This is a genomic window from Achromobacter sp. GbtcB20 (genome assembly GCF_019091095.1).
GTDB lineage: Bacteria > Pseudomonadota > Gammaproteobacteria > Burkholderiales > Burkholderiaceae_B > Achromobacter > Achromobacter mucicolens.
The window spans coordinates 1-759 of the sequence record NZ_JAGXJZ010000095.1 but is presented as its reverse complement, the minus strand read 5'-3'; the positions used below and the strand labels follow the sequence as shown (position 1 = coordinate 759).

Here is a 759-nt window from a genome sequence, read left to right as displayed (position 1 = left end):
TACGGACCGGGACGGGCATGTTGGCCATGGCGGGCGCGGGCGGCCTGCCGCCTGCGCCTGTTCGACGCGATCTTCGACGCGAATTTTCGACGCGATCTTCGACACGAGCGAGGAGACCCGCCACCATGACGCAACACATCGGAATCGTCGGCTGTTCGGCCGAAGGCGCCGCCCTGTGCTATCGCACCATCTGCCTCGAAGGCGCGAAGCGGCTGGGACCGCATGCGCACCCCGAGGTCGGCATGCATACCCACTCATTGGCCGACTACGTCGAGCGCATCGAGCGCGGCGACTGGGAGGGCGTCGGCGCACTAATGCTGTCCTCGGCCGAGAAGCTGGCGCGCGCCGGCGCCGATTTCCTGGTCTGTCCCGACAACACCATCCACCAGGCGCTGCCCCTGATCGAAGCGCGCTCGCCGCTGCCCTGGCTGCACATCGTCGACGCGGTCGGGGAGCAAGCGCTCGCGCGCGGCTACCGCAAGTTGGGCCTGCTCGGCACGCGCTGGCTGGTCGAGAGCGAGGTCTACCCCGCGAAACTGACCGCGCTCGGCATCGAGAGCGTGCGCCCGACGCTTGAACAGCGCGAAGACATCAACCGCCTCATCATGGACGAGCTGGTCGCCGGCGTCGTGAACGCGGAGACGGTGCCGCGCTTCCAGGGCGTGATCCAGACCCTGGCGGCCGAGGGCTGCGACGCCGTGGTGCTCGGCTGCACCGAGATCCCGCTCCTGATCAGCCACGAGAACTCGCGCCTGCCGA

General features: G+C 68.8%; 1 protein-coding gene. It reads left to right on the top strand.

The features are described 5' to 3' along the window. Window positions 1-125: 125 nt before the first annotated feature. Window positions 126-759: aspartate/glutamate racemase family protein (locus KVT32_RS27955; RefSeq protein ID WP_217619181.1), on the top strand; the 634-nt coding region annotated here is incomplete at its 3' end.